An 18999-nucleotide genomic window follows, 5' to 3' on the forward strand; every position below is an offset into this window, starting at 1 on the left:
CCCAATCGGTTCCATCGCATTTCGGAAAAAGTCCCGACCGGAGTCATGGACTGACATCCAGCGAGTTCGCGAGGTCTTCACAGATAGGTGTGATCGAGTCCTGCCCCCCTGTCTGATACTGGCATCCGATACTGATCTGGATGCTGTGCTCGACGATAACATGCCAGTCAACGGTGGATCCGTCCTCTGGATGCTCGGAATATGCCAGGCCGGGACGGCCGGCGAACACCACGTCGCGACGGATCGGCGACACGGATCCCGCTGGGCGCCGGGCGATCTGAGCTTCCAGGGCGGCGGCGATCTGTTCGTAGCCCACATCGGATGCCACCGGCTGTTGAGTCACCGTGATACGTGCGCGCTGCCCGGTATCCGGCACCAACTCGAGGCGTCTATCCGCGGCGGCGGCCGGGTCCTTCACTCGCCAGCCACCCGGGATCGTCAGGCGCAGGGCGCCCAGGGTCACCGGGCCCGGATCATGCTCGGCCGCAGCCGTCGGGGTCGTGCGGGCGGTACTCGGTGTGTCGGCCACGGCGTCGGGATCTCCGCCCGACAACCACGCGATGCCGACCCCGGCGGCGACCACCACCGCCACCACGAGCACGGCGGCGGCGGCGAGATAGAGCGGAGTCCGGGATCGGGGCGGTCCGGTGGCGGCCGCGCGCTCCCGAAGCGGCTGCAACCATTCGGTTTCGGCATCGGCCGGAGGCAGGGTGGGGCGAGGGTCGCCGGGCTCGATCCGGCGCCCCCGCACCAGATCCGCGCCGGCCACCACCAGGAGCTCGGCACCGCCACAGCGCTCGGCGATCACCGCGCCGATCCGGTCGAGGAACCCGGCGTCGATGCGGCCCACCACCACCACCGAGCTCACCCGGCAGCCGTGCAGTAACCGTTCGAGCAGGGCGTCGAACCGCGCGACACCGTCTTCTTCCGCCGCGATCTCGGCGGCGGCCAGTACCGGCTCGTGTTCGCAGTATTCGAGCCGGGGACCGTGTTCTGTGGGGACCACCGTGGCGGCAGTGGTCGACAGCGAACCGAATTCCAGTACCACGGTGCGCACATCACGGATCCGCTGCCCGGCGGTGACCGCCCGGACCGCGATCGCCTCCAAAGTCACGTGGCCGCTGTGCGGGCGGGCCGCGGACTCCAGCACGGCCAGCCGATGCGGATCCCATTCGGTCGGGTGGACGATCGTCAGTCGCTCACACGACGTGGTTATCCGCAGCTGGGTCAGCGTCTGGCCGAACACCGCGGACAATGCCTCCTCCGGCGTGGGCATACCCGGGTCGTAGGCGATGCGGTCGGCGGTGACCAGCTGGACCGGCGACACCGCGATCGACGGCGGTGCCAAGGGCTCCCCGACCACCAGACTGCGGCTGTCCCCGCTGGGTACGACCGATGGTGTGAGATCGGTGTGGGTGTTCGCGCTCCACGCCCACAGCCGTGTCTCGGTCAGTGCGATCTCGACGACCGGCATTACTGGGTCGGCATCCACGAGGTCTGGACGAGGTCGTTACCCGAACGCCCGACCAGGGTGCCCCGGCCCGGCGGCATGGCGCTGGGTCGGACGTTTCCGAGCAGACCGCCTTCCTCTCGGTTGCCGCTCATGATCAGACCCGGCGTGGCCAGGTCGCGCAGCCGTGAGATCACCGGCTCGTACAGGGCGCGGCCGGCACCACCCGAACGCCGCGAAATGATCAGATGCAGGCCGATGTCCTTGGCGTGGGCCAGATAGTCGACAATCTGCGCCAGCGGGTTACCACTGGATCCGCTGGAGACCAGGTCGTAGTCGTCGACGATCACGAACAGGTCCGGGCCCGTCCACCAGGAACGGTCTCGCAGTTCCTGCGGGGTGACGTTCGGGCCGGGCATCCGGGTCCGCAGCAGCGCCGCGAGATCACGCATATTCGTGGTCAGACCTTCGGAGCCGGTCGCATAGGCGGCCAAACGATCCTGATCGAAGTAACCGAGCATGGTGCGCCGGAAGTCGACCAGGATGAGCGCGGCTTGGTCCCGAGCGTTGGATTCGACGATTCCACTGACGATATTGCGCAGCAGAGTGGACTTACCGCATTCGGTGTCACCGAAGATCAGGAAGTGCGGATTGTCGTCGAAATTGAGGAACACCGGCGACAGCTCGGATTCGTTGATACCGATCGGAATCGCGATATTGCGCCGGTCCGCCGGTCCCTGCCATGGGCCGATCGCGCGGACGAATTGATCGCGGTCGAGCTGTTCGGGCAGCATACGAACCTGTGGGGCCGGTCGACCGGGGGTAGCCTGCTGCAGCCGCGCGACCGCGTCGGCGACACCGCGACTGATGTCCTCGGGATCGGAGGATCCGTCGACCCGAGGCAGCGCGGTGAGCATGTGCAGGCTCTCCGGGGTCATACCGCGACCCGGACGACCCTGTGGTACCAGCGCAGCGACCTTACGGCCGAACTCGGAATCGGCGGGATCGCCGAGCCGCAATTCGAGGCGTGTACCGATCTGGTCTTTGAGCTGTGGCCGGGCTTCCATCCAGCGCGAGAGCGCGATCACGACATGCACGCCGTAGGACAGGCCCTGTACCGCGAGGTTCATGATGGCCTGTTCCAGCGGTTCGAAATCCTGGCGGATCGAACCGAATCCATCGATAACCAGGAAGACGTCACCGAAAGGATCCTCGTGGGCGCCGGTGGCCGCCTGACTGCTCGCCGGTTCCCCGGCACGCAGCCGTCGGAACTCCGACATCGATTCGATGCCGAGCTGGCGGAAGCGCAGTTCACGGGTCCGCACGATGGTGGTCATCTCGGCGATGGTGCGCCGCACCTTGTCGTGATCCAACCGGCCCGCCACCGATCCGACATGTGGCAGGCCCTCCAGGCTGGCCAGGGTGCCACCGCCGAAGTCCAGGCAGTAGAACTGCACCTGTTCGGCGGTGTGGGTCAGCGACATCGCCATGATCAGCGTGCGCAACATGGTCGATTTGCCCGACTGCGGTCCGCCGACCACGGCCACATTGCCGCGGGCACCGGACAGATCGACGACCAGTGGGTCACGCCGCTGGTCGTAGGGCCGGTCGACGAGACCGATCGGGGCGCGCAGAACGGCCTGCGCGCTGTACTCGCCGGTGAGAATCGAGCGCGGGACCAGTTCGTCCAGTGGCGGGGCGGAGTCCAGTGGTGGCAGCCAGATCTCGTGCGCCGGACGGCCGTGGCCGCGGATCCGGGCCACCAGCATGCCGATATTGGAGATCTGTTCGCCGTCCTCGACGAGCGGCTCCGGATCGTCGAGAGGTTCGGGGGCGAGCGGAACCCGGTCCACGGCCCTGAATTCGACATGTTTGGCGAGGAAAGGGCGTGCGGTGATATCGATTTCGCCGGCGCGGGTCGCGACCGCGATATCGCGCTGCGGTCCACCACCCACATACGCACCGGAGACGTAGGAAGCCTGGAAGCGCTGGATCTCGCCCGAATCCGATTTCAGATAACCGCCACCGGGGTTGTTGGGCAGGTTGTAGGCATCCGGAACGCCGAGAACCTGACGGGACTCGTTGGCGGAGAAGGTCTTCAGGCCGATCCGATAGGACAGATGCGATTCCAGACCCTTGAGTTTGCCCTCTTCCAGGCGCTGCGAGGCAAGCAGTAGATGGACGTGCAGCGAGCGACCCAGACGTCCGATCATCACGAACAGTTCCGCGAAATCTGGATGCTGGGTGAGAAGTTCGGAGAACTCGTCGAGTACCACGAACAGTGCGGGCAGCGGATCGAGGTCGGCGCCGGCGGCCCGCGCCTTCTCGTATTCGGAGACGTTCGCGAAATTGCCGGCCTGGCGCAGTACTTCCTGGCGGCGATTCATCTCACCAGCCAGCGCATCGCGCATACGGTCGACGAGATCGGCCTCTTCCTCGAGGTTGGTGATAACGGCCGCGACATGCGGTACGCCGTCGAGACCGAGGAAGGTGGCACCACCTTTGAAGTCCACCAATACCAGGTTCAACTGATCCGGTGAATGCGTGGCCAGCAAGCTCAGTACCAGCGTGCGCAGGAATTCGGATTTGCCGGAACCGGTGGCGCCGATGCACAGACCGTGCGGGCCCATCCCGGATTCGGCGGCTTCCTTGATATCGAGGACCACGGGCAGACCGTCGGCCCCGACACCGAACGGAACCCGCAACCGCTCCCGGCCGTAGCGGGGCCGCCACGCGCTCTCGGGGTTGAAGGAACCGATATCGCCCAGACTCATCAGCTGAGCCCAGGTGTTGATGGTCTCCCCCTCGGCGACCTCGACATCGCTGCTGCGCTGGGTCGCCGCCCGATACGGGGCCAGGCGGCGCGCCACCTGCTGGGCCTGTTCCCGGCTGAGCCGGTCGATGACCGCGAAACGCTCCTGATTCCCGCTGGCGCCGCGGCCCAGGCATTCCCCGTTGCGGATGGTCAGACCGATACCGCGCGATACCGCCAGCCGCGGCGCGTATCCGCAGAGGTCGATCACGGTGACGCCTTCGTATCCGGATTCGCGCAGCTGATCCTCTTCGGCCTCGAGCAGGCCGCCGTCCACCACGATCACCACATGCACCATGGCGGAATTGGTGGGCTGGTTACGGGAATAGCGGACCCGGTTACCGAGAATCGGGGCGAGCCCGGCCATCGCCTCGCGGATCGAGCCGAAGAACATGCGTTCGGTGCCGACACCGTCCTGGGAGTCGGGGTGCTGGGTGTGTGGAAGCCATTTGGTCCATTCCCATTCCGCGCTGGTGTCGGGGCCGCAGACGATCGCGGTGAGCACCTGGTCCGGGCCGTGGAACATCACCAGCTGGACGAGCATCGCGCGCACCATGTCCCGAGCCTGGGCCCGGTCGCCGTCGAGGGCGATGGTGGCGAAACCCTTCACCGCGACCGCGGTGGGCAGATCCGGCACGGTGGAATGCGCACGGACGAAGCGGCGCAGGGAGACCGCGGCGATCGGTTCGAGTTCCTCCACCGGGCCGGTTTCCGGCGCGACCAGGCGGGTGGCCAGGCGCTGGCCGCCGATCCCGATCCGGACATGGCAGAAATCCTTGTCGCTGGGCCGGCGCTCCCACATCCGGGAGGTGCCCGCGAGCATCCAGATCAGCCCCGGCTCCGGATGACTCCACTCCACCGCGGCCCGCTGTTCGGCCGCCGTCACCCCGACATCCTTGCGAACTTGATCGAGATAGCGCAGATAGTCCTTGCGGTCCTCGTTGGCCTCCGCGGCCTTGGCACCTTTCCCGTTGCCCTGACCGGCGAACATGCCGACCATCGAGACCATCATCATCATGGGGAACATCAGCGACATCGGGTTCGACGCGATACCGCCGCCCTGGGTGAACATCAGCGCCATCATCCCGACCATGCCGATGATCATCACGACCGGCATGAGCTTGCCCAGCAGATTTCCCGGGGTCACCCGGGGGATCTCGGGGGGCGGCTGCAAGGTGACCTCACCGCCGGGTGTTCGAGGGACCTCCCGGCGCGCACGCCGCTGAAAACGGACAGTGGTCATCGAACGAGATCCCCCTTGTGGCCATGCGATGTTCGGGCTCAGTGTAGAGGCAGCCGCGAACATGTCGTACAGTTCGACCTGCATTCTGCTGGCCGGGACGAGGGCACGCAACCCGCGATCTCCTGGGAGAATGCGGGAAACGAGCAGGGTAGCGAATCAACTTGGGGGAAGCGTGACGCATGCGCGACTCGACCATCTGGAGGAAGATTCCTCGCGGGGTATAGTCCGCGCACCGGATCTCACCAGGGTCACCATTCTGGCCAAACACACTCAGGTCGATATGGCAATTCCGGTCGATGTACCGGTTGCCCTGGTGATCCCGAGTGTCGTCGATATGATCGCCGCGCACAGCAGAACCAACGATTTCGACAACCAGGGCGAACGATACGAACCCGCGGACTGGGTTCTGGCCCGGATCGGCCAGCCGCCGCTGTCGAACTCGCTCAGTCTGGGCGAGCAGGGGGTACGTGACGGCGAACTGCTGATGCTGGAGAACTCGGCGCATACCGCGCCGACCCCGCTCTTCGACGACATCATGTACAACGTCGCCGTCGCCGATTCCGAGCATTTCCGCGGTTGGAACCCGGACACGGCACGGATCACCGGATCGGTACTCGCGGTACTCACCATCCTGGCCGGCTGCACCGGGCTGCTGGCATCGCCGGATGCCCTGCCCGGCTGGATCACCGGCACGATCGCACTGGGTGTGGCGGTGCTGCTGGTGGTCGGGGCGATGGTCCTCAGCCGGGTGTACGGAGACCCGAAAACATCGCTGGTACTCGGCGGCTGCGCGCTCCCGCTGGCGTTCACCGGCGGCATGCTGATCGTGCCGGACCATTACGACTGGCCCCATATGCTGCTCGGTTCCACCCTGCTCGGGGCCACAGCGATCTTGGCCTGGCGGGTCACCGGAGTGGGGCTCGGACTGTTCATCGGCGCCGGAACCGTCGCATTGTTCGCGGTCCCCTCCGCACTGGTCGGGCTGCTCACCGCGCAACCGATGAAGGCGGTCGGCGCGGTGGTGGCGGCCGTGGGGCTCGGCGCACTGTCACTGGCCCCGCGTATCTCCATGATGCTGGCGAAACTGCCACTGCCGCCGGTGCCCTCGCCCGGAACCCCGATCGACCCCACCGAGGACGATCCCGACGACCACCGGGCATTGCCGACCCTCGACGCGTTGCACGCGAAATCGGCTCGGGCACGGACCTATCTGAGCGGTCTGGTCTCGGCCACCACACTGGTCACCGTGGTCGGCGCACTGGTCGCGACCGATCCGGCCGGCGGCGGGTTCTTCTGGCCGGGCATCGCACTCGCGCTGGTGTGCGCGGCGGTCCTGATGTTCCGCAGCCGCACCTACGCCGGCGCCGAACAGGCGGTGATCCTGATCGCGGGTGGCGCGGCGATCCTGCTGGCCATGCTGGTGGGGATGGCGTTCGTGACCGATCTTCCGCTGGCCGCCTTCGGAGTCGCGCTGGTCATGCTGATCGCGGCGCTGATCCTCGGCATCATCGTCCCCAATCAGACGGCGACCCCGCCGATGCGGCGGGCCGCCGAACTGATCGAATACGGTTTCGTGGCCGCCGTACTGCCGCTCGTGTTCTGGGTGGCCGATCTCTACTCCCTCGTCCGCGGGCTGTGAACCGAGGAGTCCGCGCCGCGGCGGTGGCCGCGGTGCTCGGTATGAGCGCATCGCTGGGGCTCGGGTATCCGGTGGCCCACGCCGACCGGCCCGCACCCGTGGACCCCGGCCAGTTACCGGCCGGTGACCCGGCGAAACCCGCGCAGGCGACCGAACGCAAAGCGAATGCGCCGTGCAACAACACCGTTTCCGGTGGCGGCGGTCCCACCGTTCCACCCGCGCAGGCAGCTCTCGACCTGCCGAGAGCGTGGCAGTTCTCCGAAGGCGCCGGCCAGGTCGTCGCGGTGATAGATACTGGCGTCGCCCGCCATCCCCGGTTGGCCGACTTACGTCCCGGCGGGGATTTCGTGGCCAACAGCGGGGACGGCACCGAGGACTGCGACGCGCACGGAACGATCGTGGCCGGCATCATCGGCGCGAGCAAACTCCTCAACGAGGGCTTCTCCGGTGTAGCGCCGGCCGCGAGCATTCTCACCATCCGCCAGACGAGCGATAAGTACGTCAAAGCAGGCAGCAATGCCACCAAATCGCCGGAAGACCTCTCCAAAGAGGGGTACGGCAATGTCGCGACCATGGCGCAAGCCATCCGCCGAGCAGCGGATATGGGTGCGACCGTGATCAATATTTCCGAGGTCGCCTGTAGTGCCGGCCCGATCTCCGACGGTTCGCTCGGCGCGGCACTGGACTACGCGGTCCACACCAAGAACGCCGTGGTCGTGACCTCCGCCGGCAACACCGACAATGACAACTGCAAGGGCAATACCGGCATCCTGGACCCCCTCGATCCTGCCGCGGATCCCTGGAGTAACACGACGGTCAACGTCACCCCGGCCCGCTACGACGATCTGGTCCTCGCGGTCGGCTCCATCGATAATAACGGCGCGCCGTCCGAATTCACCGTCCCCGGGCCGTGGTTGAGTGTCGCCGCACCCGGCGAGAACATCGTATCGCTGGATTCGAACGGGCCCGGCGTCATCCACGGCACACAGGGTTCCCAGGGGAACAAGTCCATCAACGGCACAAGTTTCGCCGCTCCCTATGTCTCGGGAGTCGTCGCTCTGGTCCGCTCGCGCTTCCCCGACCTGTCCGCGGTGGAAGTCATGAAACGGATCCAGGCCACCGCGCACGCACCGGCCGAAGGCTGGAATCCCTATGTGGGATATGGCGCGATCGACCCGATCGCGGCCTTGACCAACGAGGTCCCGGCCGAGCTTCGCCCCAAGAAACCGAGCCCGGCCGTCAGCAGACAGCTCGCGGTGCCCGCGCCGCCCACACCGCCGGATCACACCGCTCGCAACGTGGCATTGGTCGGTAGCGGAATAATCGGCGGTGGCCTGATCATCGGCTACCTGGCATCGTTCCCGGCCCGGCGCCGGTTCGGGGTGGGCGAGGACGACGCCTGACGGTGCTCTGTCCGGTGTTACGGCGACCCCGCGAACTCCGAGTTCGACCAGAGCCCGGCGTCTACTTCGTGGAGGCGACAGCCTGGTCCGCCGGCGACGGATCCGGAGCGACCCCGTCGTGGGCGACGAGCGCCTCTTCCCGGCCCAGAGTCGGCCCCGGAGCCAGTAGTCCGACGATCGGCCAGGGCGCGGGTTCGGCCTTCTCCGGCATGCCGAGCGCCTTCGCGGCGTCGGCGTTCTTGATGCCGTAGCGCACACCGGTATCGGCGATATAGAAGATGCTGTCCTTACGCCTGCTGTCCGGTTCGATTCCGGTGCTCTGCACATAGGCTCCCGTACCGGGCGCCATATAGGCGGAGTCGACGTTCTGGCCCGACCCGTCGGCCTGGGCGAGCGGCACCAGTTTCGCTTTGTCGGGCATCGGCAGGCTCACTCCGGTGACAACCGCGAGTCCGGCCCGGGTACCGGTGTTTTCGCCCGCTTCCGGGATCGGTTTCCACGACAGGCAACCCACCGGATGGTCCTTGCCCTCGAGTACGGCCGGGGCGGTCTGCGGGTAGTCGCCGACCTGCAACGCCTCCGAGACCGGGGCGTCGGTGCGCTCGCGCTGGTCGATCCGGTCGTCGCCCGGAGTTTGCGGGTTGGAGTTGCGGATGATCTCCCCGGTCAGTGCCGAGATGGGCTGCAACCCGTCGGCGAGGACCACGTGGTATTCGGTGCCCGAATTGCCGACCTGCACGACGTCACCGATGCGGTGACCGCTGACCTCGAATCCGGGAGCACCACCGACATCGGCGATAGCGGGCCGGATAACGGGCAGCACCTCGGGGATCGCGTTGATCAGACCTTCGCTCACCGGGCGTGGGGTAGCGCCGGTGATCTTCAGGGCGTCGGTCACCGCGCGGTCGGTCATATCGATACGCGCGCGTTTGCGGTCGTAGATCAGATAAGTGTGGTTCTCGCCCTGCACCAGCAGCGCTTTACCCGGATCCATGACCGAAGCCTTCGCACCGAGCTCGAGTCCACCCGCGAGTACCGAGGTGGTGCGGTCCCCGCTTCCGTCGGTCTTCATCTCGTCGCAGATCGTCCACTGCCGGCCGTTACCCGCCGCGTCGTAGTGGATGGCGCTGGGGGCGCCCGGGATACCGATCAGCGGACCGCGGGCCTTCTTACCGACCTCGGCCTCTTTCACGATCGCGGCATCCGGTGCCTCGTTGGCCGCCAGCCGGGCCGACGCCAGATTCAGTGCCGGGTGCACCACATCGTTGAGTACCACATAGACCGAACCGGATTCCTTACCGATGAGGATCGTGTTCTGACCGATCTTGTCCTGTGGTCGGAGCAGGGCCAGCACACCACAGCCGGCCAGGACCAGCACGGCCAGGACCAGACCCACGACGTAGGAGCGCACCTGGGAACGCATGGGATCGTGCAACATTCGCACATCCCGCCGCACCAGCGCATGCTCCATCCGGCGGACCAGAAAGTTGTAACCGCTGATCTGCCACCTGGTTGTGGGCTTTGAAGGCATCGTCTCCCCCGAACTGTGCTCGTACTCGCCGAACACAGTACAGTTCCCGGGGACGTAGTTCAGCTCGGCCGCCGATAACAGGCCGACACCGGGTACCTGGGGGACTCTGATGGCCGTTCCAGCCGCAGTGGGGCGCAGGCGCAGCTTGCTTTTCGGGCGGATCTCCATGCGCAACCTGCTCATCGCGCAGCTGTTCGCGCTCGTCGCGGGGACGATCGTGCTCTTCTTCGCCGCGAACGTGTGGATCGCGCTGGGAGTCGCCGTGGCGGTCGGTTGTGTCCCGCTCGTCACGGTCGGTCGGCGGGTTCTGCTGGATTGGGTCGCTACCTGGTGGAAATACCGGTCCCATCGCGAATACCGGATCGGTGACAGCAACGACTTCCGCGGACCCGACGATCGATCGCTCGGTCTGTACTGGGACGAGAGCCGGGTTGTCGCGGTGGTCGAGGTACTGCCGCCGCGCGGCGGGCTCACCCGGATCGACCGCAGCGCGGTGCACGCATCCCATCTCCTGCCGATGGCGGAACTGGCGGCCTGCCTCGCCCAGCACGACATCCTGCTCAGCGGAATCGATATCATCAGCCACGGCCACCGCAGCCGTTCGGGCACGCCCGCCGGGGCCATCTACGAAACCCTGCTGGGCCCGCTGCCGGCCACCGCGTATCGCACGGTCTGGTTGGCGATCGGGTTCGATATGGTCGACTGCCCCGGCGCCGCGAACCGGCGCGGCGGCGGTGACGAGGGAGCCGCGCGTTCGGTGACCATCGCGACTCAGCGGATCGTCCGGACGCTGGAGGACGCGGGCTGCGGATCGCGAGTGCTGACCGCCTCGGAGATCCGGGCTGCCGTCCGGCAGGTGCTCAACGGCGCCGACGCGCGCGAGCTTGCCCATCGCTGGCGATACGCCGAGCTCGGCAACAGCGTCAACATCGGTGCGGCGATCGACCCGAAAGAGCTGGGTTCGGAGATACTCTCGCAGGTGTGGGTGGCCGAATCCCGCGGTACCACGGTCGCGGTGCGGCTGCGGCCCGGCAGCACCGCCGATACCGTGCACGTCGGCGCGGCATGGCGTTCGACCCTGCGGGAAATGCCCGAGAAGACCGTGTCCAAGGGCATGGTGTCGATGAACGGGCGTCACCGCGCCGGGCTGCTCGCACATCTGCCGATCGGTATCCCCGATGCCGAGGATGTGGTGCCGACCGCCGAGTACCCGATCGAGGTGCTCGACGCACTCGCACTGCCGTCGTCGGGCTGCGGACAGCTCATCGGTTCGGACGACGAGGGCAACGGTGTGGCGCTGCGCCTCGTGGGCGCCGGTATCTCGTCGGTGTATGTGGCCGGCGAGCTGTATCTCGCGCAGCAGCTGGTGTTCCGGGCGCTGGCCGTGGGCGAACGCATCCTGATCCGCACCGATCGCCCACAGGCCTGGCACCAGCTGATCGAGACGATCGGAAACCCGGAACGGCTGATGTTGGCCGTGGAAATGCACCAGTCGGACGCCATGTTCACCGCGACCGTTGTCGACGGTGTGCTCGCGCCCGCGCCGCACGCCGGTATCACCACCATCTACGTCACCGGCGACCCAATGGGCTGGCCGGCCACCAAACCGGACCTGTCGATCCAGCAGCCCGGCGCGATCGGCAACCGGGTGGTCGTCCGCACCACCACCACCCAGATCCCGCTGAACCTGGTCTCGATCCCCAGGGAACACACCTATATCGGCGAACCCCGCACCCGTCAGGCCGTACCGGCCCGGCCCCAACGCCACTAGAGATCCGACCGAGCCTGGGCGACACCCCGGGTCGCGAACGGCGCCCGCCTCATCCGAGGCCCCGACCGCGCGACGCCGAATGCCCTGAACACAGCTCAGCCCGGGTATGCGCGGGCGCCGCGGGCGCCGCGCAGAGCCCGGCCCCACCAAGCGAGCTGGTTGAGCATCCGGTCCGCGGCGTCGATGGCGGCGCCGTCGCCGGTGTTCCCCGCGGCGTCGAACTGCTTACGCGCGCGGTGGAAGCTGACCGACTCCCGCACCGAGACCATATGGATCTCGGCCACCACCTGCCGAAGTTGTTCCACCGCGCGTAATCCGCCCGAGAGTCCGCCGTAGGAGACGAAACCGACCGGCTTGGCCCGCCATTCGTGTTTGGCGCTGTCGAACGCGGTTTTCACCGAGGCCGGATAGCCGTGGTTGTACTCCGAGGTCACCACCGCGAAGGCGTCCGCGGCCGCGAGTCTTTCCCGGAATCCGGCGGTGGCGGGGGTTTCGGTGAGATCCAGCGGCAGCGGGGTGTCCAGCAGATCGATGACGCCGGTATCGAATTCGGGGCTGCTGCGCGCGGTGCGCACGAACCAATCGGCGACCACGGGCGCGAAACGTTCGGGCCGGACGCTGGCGACGATCACCTCTAGCCGGAGGGGCGTATCCACCGGACGAGACTATCCCGCGATCGGGCGGTAAGGCGGGATCGGATCAGGGCAGTTCGAACGGCAGCGCGACCCCGGCGTGGATCCGGCAGTGCTCGCAGGTCTCGGTATCGGCGACCGCCGCGACGGCGCCGTGGACGAGTTCTTTGAACGGCCCGACATTGCGTTCGAACTCGGCGAACACCTCGGCGGCCCGGACGCCTTCGCCTTCGGTGACACCCGCGTCCAGGTCGGTGACCAGTGCGATCGCCGCGTAACACATCTCCAGTTCGCGGGCGAGGACCGCTTCCGGATAGCCGGTCATATTCACCAGATCCCAGCCCTGGGCCGCGAACCATCGGCTCTCGGCCCGGGTGGAGAAGCGGGGCCCCTGGATGACGGCCATGGTGCCGTGCGGGTGGACGTGCACAGCGCTGTCGGCGGATTTCACCGCGGTGGCGCGTAGATCCGCGCAGTAGGGGTCGGCGAAGGAGACGTGGATACCGTTGCCGTCGAAATAGGTCTGCGCGCGGCCGGAGGTGCGGTCGACGAGTTGATCCGGGATGACTACGGCGCCCGGCCCCCAGTCCGGCCGGAGGCTGCCGACCGCGCAGGGAGCATAGATCCGGCGCACGCCGAGCGAACGCAGTGCCCACATATTGGCCTGGTAGGGCACCGTGTGCGGGGAGTATTCGTGGCGCGCTCCGTGGCGCGGCAGGAATGCGACCGGGCGACCCTCCACCTCGCCGACGGCGATCGGCGCGCTCGGGTCTCCGTAGGGGGTTCGCACCGTGACCGCGTCCGTCGCGCCGTCGAAGAAATCGTAGAATCCACTACCGCCGATGACGGCCAGCGCGGGTCGATCCGGGGAAGTCATGGTCTCGATTGTTCCGCGTCCGGTCCATGGGCGCACCAGCGAGGGCCCGTACCTGACAAGCCCCGCCTGGACATGTACCCTCGGGGGGTATGAACGGTCCTCTCGACCGGCGCAGAGGAGACAATCGGTGACTTCCACACCCACCCCGGCGGGATCCGCCGACGAGACGGCTACCGGCCACACCCACGAGCACGCGGGCCACGGCTATATAACCGCCAAGGACGACTACCTCAAACGGCTCCGCCGGATCGAGGGCCAGGCGCGCGGCCTGCAGCGGATGGTGGAGGAGGAGAAGTACTGCATCGATATCCTCACCCAGGTCTCCGCCATGACGAAGGCGTTGCAAGCGGTCGCGATGGGGCTGCTCGAGGACCATATCAGTCACTGTGTGGTCGACGCCGCGGTCGCCGGCGGCCCGGATGCCCAGGCCAAGATCAAGGAAGCCACCGACGCGATCGCGCGGCTCGTTCGTTCCTGAGTTCCCCGGGTGGGCCGCCCGGCGCCGAGCGGCCCACCCGCCGGAATCAAGCCTGCTGAGTGAGCAGCGGCGCCAGAGCGCGCAACGTGGCCAGGTAGTCCTCGCCGAGCGGCTGAAGAGCCAGGTGGTCGGCGCCCGCTTCGATATGGCCGCGGACCTGCTCGGCGACCTGCTCGGCGGATCCGTGCACAGCGAGCGCGTCCAGCAGACGATCACTGCCCGGTTTCGCGATGTCCTCGTCGGTGTAGCCGAGGCGCTGGAGGTTGGTGGTGTAGTTGCGCAGGCCGAGGTACATCTCCACCACGGTGCGCCCGGTAGCGCGAGCACTCTCGGGATCGGCGTCGACGACCAGCTTCTGCTCGGGGACCAGCAGTGCGTCACCGACAGTCTTGCGGGCCTGCGCGGTGTGTTCCGGCGTGGTGAGATACGGCAGGGCACCCGCGGTGCGGTCCGCCGCCAATTTCAGGACCTTGGGGCCGAGCGCCGCGAGCATCCGGCCGGATACCGGGACCTCGGCGGCGTCCAATGCGTCGAGGTACTCGACCAACGCCTCGTAGGGTGACCGGTAGGGTTTGTCGGCTTCCGGGTGGCCACAACCGATACCGAGTACGAAACGGCCCGGGAACCGCTGTTCGATCCGGTGGAAGGATTCGGCGACCACGTCGGCGGGCGCGGTCCAGATGTTGACGATGCTGGTGCCGACCTTCAACGCGTCGGTGGCCGCCAGCAGGTCCTCCACGACCGGGAGGTCGGGAGTGGGCGAGCCGCCGAGCCACAGGGCGCCGTAGCCCGATCGCTCCAGTTCCGCCGCCGCCTCCGGGGTGAACAGCTTGTAGTAGCGCCATACGCCGTATCGTCCGAGATCGATCGTCATAACTACCGCAACCTTGTCGTCGAAGGGACCTATTCCAGCCCCGACCCTATCCCCGCGATCCCGCGCCACCGCGCCACCGGCCGATCACGTGAACGAGCGGCCCACCACGCGCATCCTCCGCCAACCACATTCGAAACCCCCTGGTGATACCAGTTTTCACAGCCCACCCGTAGCCTGCGACAGAAGAACCGCGTTGACGGCCGGGGCCCGATTCCGGAGCAACGTAGCGACCGACCGCGTGCGACGCACGGTCGGCCATCCAGAGATCGCGACCGTTCGCCCAGACCTGCCGCTACTCCGGATGATCCGCCTCCACAGTCGGGGCCCGCCCCGGTTCTGGAGCGACGAAGCGATGGAGCGCAGCGACTGAGCGAAGGAGTGAAGAACCGGGGTCACGAGGGCCCCGACCCGCGGCGCCGAAGGCGCCGCAATCAAATACAGCAGTCGCCGGTGGGGACCGAGCGCGTCTCCCTGGTCTGTGCGTTACGGGCCGCCAATTCCGATTCGGCCGGATAGTCGACGGCGACCAGGCTCAGCCCGTGCGCCGGCGCCACCGTCACCGAACTCGACCGGCTCCTTTCGGCGAGCAGCCCCGCGACCCATTCCGGCGTCCGCCGCCCCGCCCCGACCGCGAGGACCGCGCCCACCAGGCTGCGCACCATCGACCAGCAGAAGGCGTCGGCACTCACGTGGGCGTGCAGCCGATCGCCCTCTCGCTCCCAGTCGTAGCGCTGCAGTTCGCGAACAGTGGTCGCGCCTTCGCGGCGACGGCAGAAGGCCGCGAAATCGTGCAGACCCAGCAGGGCGTGTGAGGCGGTGCGCATAGCTTCGAGATCGACCGGGCGGCAGCCCACAACGCTACGTGCCGAGAGCGGGTCGGCGCCGTAGCGCGCGGTGGTCAGGCGATAGACGTAGTGGCGGCGGATCGCCGAGAAGCGAGCGTCGAATTCGGCGGGAACCGGCCGGATTCCGGTGATTCGCACGTCCCGGGGCAGGAATTTCGCCATCCGGTGGATCAGTTTGTCCGCGTCCACCTCCGCCGCGGTGTCGAGATGAGCCACCTGTCCTTCGGCGTGTACTCCGGCATCGGTGCGCCCGGCGACCGTCAGTTGCACCGGCTCGCGCAACACCTTGCCCAGTGATTCCTCCAGCAGCCCCTGGACGGTGCGGAAGCCGGGCTGTCGGGCCCATCCCTGGAACTCGGTGCCGTCGTAGGAGATATCCAGCCGAATCCGTGCGGTCGGCGGCACCGGCTGCGCCCCGGACTCCGCGGCCGGGTCGGCCGTTGCGGCGACGTCGTCCGCCACGACCCGTGGTTTTTCGCTCACCGGATACTCCTCTGGAAACGGGGCGAGCCCGCGCGCCCCGGAGGGCGGCGGGCTCGTCGACGAACCGTGGACATGGCGGACCGTGCCCTTCGGCAGGCGAATTACGCCTTGTCGTCGGCCTTCTCGTCGGCCTTGTCATCGGCCGCGGCTTCCTCGGCCGGAGCCTCGGTGACCTCGGCAGCGGTCTCGGTCTCGGCCTCGGGGGCCTGCTCCTCGACCTGCTTCGACGCGGCGACCCGGCGAGCGCGATCGGCCTCGTTGGTCACGGTCTGTTCCCGGACCAGCTCGATGATCGCCATGGGGGCGTTGTCGCCCTTACGTGGCAGGGTCTTGACGATCCGGGTATAGCCGCCGCTGCGGCCCTCGAACGACGGACCGATCTCGGCGAAGAGATCGTGTACGACGTCCTTGTTCCGGATCACCTTGAGCACCTCGCGGCGGTCGGCCAGCGTTCCGGCCTTGGCCTTGGTGACCAGTTTCTCGGCGTAGGGGCGCAGCGCCTTGGCCTTGGCCTCGGTGGTCGTGATGCGACCGTGCTCGAAGAGCGCCGTGGCCAGATTGGCGAAGATCGCCTTCTGGTGCGACGCCGACCCGCCGAAGCGAGCACCCTTCTTGGGCTTGGGCATTGTGGGTTCTCCTTGTGTATGTGCGGCGTGTGAGGCGGTCGCTGCGTTGTATGTCGAGTTTCCCGGCAGCGGACCGCGCGCTCACGTCGCGGGCGCAAGGCCTACGCGGGTGCCTACCCCTGCGGTGGCCTAGAGCTGTTCGGTTTCGGCGTAATCCTGCTCGCCGCCGTCGTTATCGCTGAAAGTGCCGCTGTCGGACCAGGTTCCGGTGCTCGCGTCGTAGCCGACCACGCTCGACGGATCGAACGAGGCGGGGCTGTCCTTGAGCGAGAGGCCCAGCGCGTGCAGCTTGACCTTGACCTCGTCGATGGACTTCTGGCCGAAGTTACGGATATCCAGCAGATCCGATTCGGTCCGCGCCACCAGCTCGCCGACGGTGTGCACACCCTCGCGCTTCAGGCAGTTGTAGGAGCGGACCGTCAGGTCCAGATCCTCGATCGGCAGCCCGAAGGAGGCGATGTGATCCGCCTCGGCCGGGGAGGGGCCGATCTCGATGCCTTCGGCTTCGACGTTCAGCTCACGGGCCAGGCCGAACAGCTCGACCAGGGTCTTGCCCGCCGAGGCGAGCGCGTCCCGGGCGCTGATGGAGTTCTTGGTCTCCACGTCCAGGATGAGCCGGTCGAAGTCGGTGCGCTGTTCGACACGGGTCGCCTCGACCTTGTAGGTCACCTTGAGCACCGGCGAGTAGATCGAATCCACCGGGATCCGGCCGATTTCCGCGCCGGTCGCCTTGTTCTGCACCGCCGGGACATAACCGCGACCGCGTTCGACGACCAGCTCGATCTCGAGCTTGCCCTTGTCGTTCAGGGTGGCGATATGCATATCCGGGTTGTGCACGACGACACCCGAAGGCGGCACGATGTCATCGGCGCTGACGGTCCCCGGGCCCTGCTTGCGCAGGTACATGGTGACCGGCTCGTCCTCCTCCGAGGACACGACCAGGCCCTTGAGGTTCAGGATGATGTCGGTGACATCTTCCTTCACCCCGGGCACGGTGGTGAACTCGTGCAGAACGCCGTCGATGCGGATGCTGGTCACCGCGGCCCCCGGGATCGAGGACAGCAGGGTGCGCCGCAGCGAGTTACCGAGGGTGTACCCGAAGCCCGGCTCGAGCGGTTCGATGGTGAACTTCGACCGGTTGTCGGCGATGACCTCTTCGGTGAGGGTCGGACGCTGGGAAATCAGCATGGGATCAATCCTCCTGTTTTGGGCGCCCGCTATTTGACGCCTCGTCTAGGGGTTGTGCGGGCCGTCACCTCGACGACCCGCACCAGCGGCACAGCCGATTACTTCGAGTAGTACTCGACGATCAGCTGTTCCTGCAGCGGTACATCGATCTGCGCGCGTTCGGGCACCGAGTGCACCAGGATGCGCAACCGGCCCGGGATGACCTGGAGCCAGCCGGGGACCGGACGGTCACCGACGGTCTCGCGTGCCACCTGGAACGGCAGGGTCGGCAGCGACTTCTCCTTGACATCGATGATGTCGTACTGGGTGACCTGGAAAGAAGGCACGTTGACCTTCTTGTTGTTCACCAGGAAGTGGCCGTGGCTGACGAGCTGGCGGGCCTGACGACGGGTACGGGCCAGACCGGCGCGGTACACGACGTTGTCCAGCCGGGTCTCGAGGAGACGCAGCAGGTTGTCACCGGTCTTGCCCTTGAGGCGGTTGGCCTCTTCGTAGTACCGGCGGAACTGCCGCTCCATGACGCCGTAGGAGAAGCGTGCCTTCTGCTTCTCCTGCAGCTGGAGCAGGTACTCGCTCTCCTTGATCCGCGCGCGGCCGTGCTGGCCGGGCGGGTAGGGGCGACGCTCGAAAGCCTGGTCACCGCCTACCAGGTCGACGCGCAGGCGACGCGATTTGCGGGTGATGGGTCCGGTGTAACGGGCCATTGTGCTGTACCTTCCTTCCCGCTATTAGACGCGACGCCGCTTGGGCGGACGGCAGCCGTTGTGCGGCTGCGGGGTGACATCGGAAATGGTGCCCACTTCCAGGCCGGCGGCCTGCAGCGAACGGATCGCGGTCTCGCGGCCCGAACCCGGGCCCTTGACGAACACGTCGACCTTCTTCACGCCGTTCTCCTGCGCCTTGCGGGCCGCGTTCTCGGCGGCCAGCTGCGCGGCGAACGGGGTCGACTTGCGCGAACCCTTGAACCCGACATGGCCCGACGACGCCCAGGAGATGACGTTGCCGGAAGGATCGGTGATGGACACGATCGTGTTGTTGAACGTGCTCTTGATGTGCGCGTGGCCGTGGGGAACGTTCTTCTTTTCCCTGCGGCGCGACTTCTGGCTCTTCTTCGGGCCGGAGGCCCGGGACTTCGGAGGCATCGCTT

The 18999-nt window shown here is 67.1% G+C and carries 15 protein-coding genes; 4 read left to right on the plus strand and 11 right to left on the minus strand.

Annotation, left to right across the window (positions count from 1 at the left end):
* Window positions 1-43: 43 nt before the first annotated feature.
* A complete protein-coding gene (locus tag OG405_RS21970) occupies window positions 44-1474 on the minus strand; it encodes a type VII secretion-associated protein (RefSeq protein ID WP_327148355.1) in 1431 nt (476 codons plus the stop codon).
* On the minus strand, window positions 1474-5505 hold the full coding sequence (gene eccCa, locus OG405_RS21975; RefSeq protein ID WP_327148356.1) for a type VII secretion protein EccCa: 4032 nt from the start codon (window positions 5503-5505) through the stop codon (window positions 1474-1476). Before eccCa ends, OG405_RS21970 begins: the two co-directional genes overlap by 1 nt.
* Window positions 5506-5677: 172 nt before the next feature.
* On the opposite strand from eccCa, the gene eccD reads away from it, so the two are divergent.
* Together eccD and mycP are read left to right on the plus strand one after the other, a co-directional pair.
* Window positions 5678-7144, plus strand: coding sequence for a type VII secretion integral membrane protein EccD (gene eccD, locus OG405_RS21980; protein ID WP_327148357.1), 1467 nt, complete (start codon window positions 5678-5680; stop codon window positions 7142-7144).
* A 41-nt stretch (window positions 7145-7185) separates the two neighbouring features.
* Window positions 7186-8547 carry a type VII secretion-associated serine protease mycosin gene (mycP, locus tag OG405_RS21985; protein WP_327148358.1) on the plus strand — a complete coding sequence of 454 codons (1362 nt, stop codon included), beginning with the start codon at window positions 7186-7188 and terminating at the stop codon, window positions 8545-8547.
* 61 nt (window positions 8548-8608) lie between these two features.
* Here mycP and eccB read toward each other — a convergent pair whose 3' ends face one another.
* Window positions 8609-10261 carry a type VII secretion protein EccB gene (eccB, locus tag OG405_RS21990; RefSeq protein WP_327148359.1) on the minus strand — a complete coding sequence of 551 codons (1653 nt, stop codon included), beginning with the start codon at window positions 10259-10261 and terminating at the stop codon, window positions 8609-8611.
* Between eccB and eccE the strand changes: the two genes are divergently transcribed.
* Window positions 10245-11849: a type VII secretion protein EccE gene (gene eccE, locus OG405_RS21995; RefSeq protein WP_327148360.1), complete on the plus strand. Its 1605-nt coding sequence runs from the start codon at window positions 10245-10247 to the stop codon at window positions 11847-11849. The two genes, eccB and eccE, sit on opposite strands and share 17 nt — an antisense overlap.
* A 95-nt stretch (window positions 11850-11944) precedes the next feature.
* On the opposite strand, the gene OG405_RS22000 is transcribed toward eccE, so the two are convergent.
* On the minus strand, window positions 11945-12505 hold the full coding sequence (locus OG405_RS22000) for an NADPH-dependent FMN reductase (protein ID WP_327148361.1): 561 nt from the start codon (window positions 12503-12505) through the stop codon (window positions 11945-11947).
* Between the two features lie 43 nt (window positions 12506-12548).
* On the minus strand, window positions 12549-13358 hold the full coding sequence (locus OG405_RS22005) for an S-methyl-5'-thioadenosine phosphorylase (protein ID WP_327148362.1): 810 nt from the start codon (window positions 13356-13358) through the stop codon (window positions 12549-12551).
* A gap of 127 nt (window positions 13359-13485) precedes the next feature.
* On the opposite strand from OG405_RS22005, the gene OG405_RS22010 reads away from it, so the two are divergent.
* A complete protein-coding gene (locus tag OG405_RS22010; protein ID WP_442790590.1) occupies window positions 13486-13836 on the plus strand; it encodes a metal-sensitive transcriptional regulator in 351 nt (116 codons plus the stop codon).
* A gap of 46 nt (window positions 13837-13882) precedes the next feature.
* On the opposite strand, the gene OG405_RS22015 is transcribed toward OG405_RS22010, so the two are convergent.
* The 6 genes from OG405_RS22015 to rpsK form a co-directional block, all read right to left on the minus strand.
* Window positions 13883-14710 (minus strand): LLM class F420-dependent oxidoreductase, encoded by an 828-nt coding sequence (locus OG405_RS22015; RefSeq protein WP_327148363.1) that lies wholly within the window; start codon window positions 14708-14710, stop codon window positions 13883-13885.
* Between the two features lie 431 nt (window positions 14711-15141).
* On the minus strand, window positions 15142-15960 hold the full coding sequence (gene truA, locus OG405_RS22020; protein ID WP_327152445.1) for a tRNA pseudouridine(38-40) synthase TruA: 819 nt from the start codon (window positions 15958-15960) through the stop codon (window positions 15142-15144).
* A 179-nt stretch (window positions 15961-16139) separates the two neighbouring features.
* On the minus strand, window positions 16140-16664 hold the full coding sequence (gene rplQ, locus OG405_RS22025) for a 50S ribosomal protein L17 (protein WP_327148364.1): 525 nt from the start codon (window positions 16662-16664) through the stop codon (window positions 16140-16142).
* 129 nt (window positions 16665-16793) lie between these two features.
* Window positions 16794-17852: a DNA-directed RNA polymerase subunit alpha gene (locus OG405_RS22030; protein WP_327148365.1), complete on the minus strand. Its 1059-nt coding sequence runs from the start codon at window positions 17850-17852 to the stop codon at window positions 16794-16796.
* Window positions 17853-17950: 98 nt separating this feature from the next.
* Complete coding sequence (rpsD, locus tag OG405_RS22035) at window positions 17951-18556, minus strand: 30S ribosomal protein S4 (protein WP_327148366.1); 606 nt, start codon at window positions 18554-18556, stop codon at window positions 17951-17953.
* Window positions 18557-18580: 24 nt separating this feature from the next.
* Complete coding sequence (gene rpsK / locus OG405_RS22040; RefSeq protein ID WP_030522613.1) at window positions 18581-18994, minus strand: 30S ribosomal protein S11; 414 nt, start codon at window positions 18992-18994, stop codon at window positions 18581-18583.
* Window positions 18995-18999: the final 5 nt, after the last annotated feature.

The organism is Nocardia sp. NBC_01329 (genome assembly GCF_035956715.1).
GTDB lineage: Bacteria > Actinomycetota > Actinomycetes > Mycobacteriales > Mycobacteriaceae > Nocardia.

Excerpts from the sequence above, each read along its gene's own strand:
- OG405_RS21970 (WP_327148355.1), bottom strand. The coding sequence starts at position 1,474 with ATGCCGGTCGTCGAGATCGCACTGACCGAGACACGGCTGTGGGCGTGG.
- eccCa (WP_327148356.1), bottom strand. The coding sequence starts at position 5,505 with ATGACCACTGTCCGTTTTCAGCGGCGTGCGCGCCGGGAGGTCCCTCGA.
- mycP (WP_327148358.1), top strand. The coding sequence starts at position 7,186 with ATGAGCGCATCGCTGGGGCTCGGGTATCCGGTGGCCCACGCCGACCGG.
- eccE (WP_327148360.1), top strand. The coding sequence starts at position 10,245 with ATGCGCAACCTGCTCATCGCGCAGCTGTTCGCGCTCGTCGCGGGGACG.
- eccB (WP_327148359.1), bottom strand. The coding sequence starts at position 10,261 with ATGAGCAGGTTGCGCATGGAGATCCGCCCGAAAAGCAAGCTGCGCCTG.
- OG405_RS22005 (WP_327148362.1), bottom strand. The coding sequence starts at position 13,358 with ATGACTTCCCCGGATCGACCCGCGCTGGCCGTCATCGGCGGTAGTGGA.
- OG405_RS22015 (WP_327148363.1), bottom strand. The coding sequence starts at position 14,710 with ATGACGATCGATCTCGGACGATACGGCGTATGGCGCTACTACAAGCTG.
- rplQ (WP_327148364.1), bottom strand. The coding sequence starts at position 16,664 with ATGCCCAAGCCCAAGAAGGGTGCTCGCTTCGGCGGGTCGGCGTCGCAC.
- OG405_RS22030 (WP_327148365.1), bottom strand. The coding sequence starts at position 17,852 with ATGCTGATTTCCCAGCGTCCGACCCTCACCGAAGAGGTCATCGCCGAC.
- rpsD (WP_327148366.1), bottom strand. The coding sequence starts at position 18,556 with ATGGCCCGTTACACCGGACCCATCACCCGCAAATCGCGTCGCCTGCGC.
- rpsK (WP_030522613.1), bottom strand. The coding sequence starts at position 18,994 with ATGCCTCCGAAGTCCCGGGCCTCCGGCCCGAAGAAGAGCCAGAAGTCG.